The 581-nt window shown below is 42.2% G+C and carries 1 protein-coding gene; it reads right to left on the bottom strand.

The features are described 5' to 3' along the window. Positions 1 to 219: 219 nt before the first annotated feature. Positions 220 to 581 (bottom strand): YadA C-terminal domain-containing protein (locus tag N1032_RS26715; protein WP_259543692.1); only part of this gene is annotated, 362 nt, incomplete at its 5' end.

The raw sequence follows: 581 nt of genomic DNA, 5'->3' as shown, positions 1-581 counted from the left end.
TAATTTAGCTGTTTGTTTACGAATGAATGACATATAAACCACCGTTTAAATAAAATTGAGAGCCAGAATAATTAACAGAGTGATGATAAGCGTGAGCCAGAAACGGCGGTTGCTCATCCCATATTTAATAGAGCCGTATTTAACCATTATTGCACCGGAGTAGATAACCTATCTTGAGTGTATTCTAAACCTGTCAAGATAGGTTTGTAAATAGGTTTCTTACCAACCGATAGACATAGAGCCAGCAACTACCGTATCACCGTTTGATGTACCAGCAGCGGAAAGAGTAGCAGCGGCGTTATCGCTGAATTTATGGCGATAGCCAATAGCGTAACCTTGTTCATTCTTGAATGATGCCGCGCCGATAGCTACAGCATTCTTAGCATCAACATAATGCAAGCCAGCGATAGCAGAGCTACCCGCAATACCACTACGATATTCTTTGCGGTCGTTTGATTGCTGTTTTTCAATATCGCTAAAGCGCTTATTGTTCGCTTGTTCCATTTGTCCAATACGCTGGCTATTAGCCTGGCTACGTGCGCTTGTATCAGCAATAGCACGGCTATTAGCGTCAATCTGAT

Source organism: Herbiconiux daphne (assembly GCF_024979295.1).
Lineage (GTDB): Bacteria > Actinomycetota > Actinomycetes > Actinomycetales > Microbacteriaceae > Herbiconiux > Herbiconiux daphnes.
This window is presented reverse-complemented; position numbering and strand designations above follow the sequence as displayed.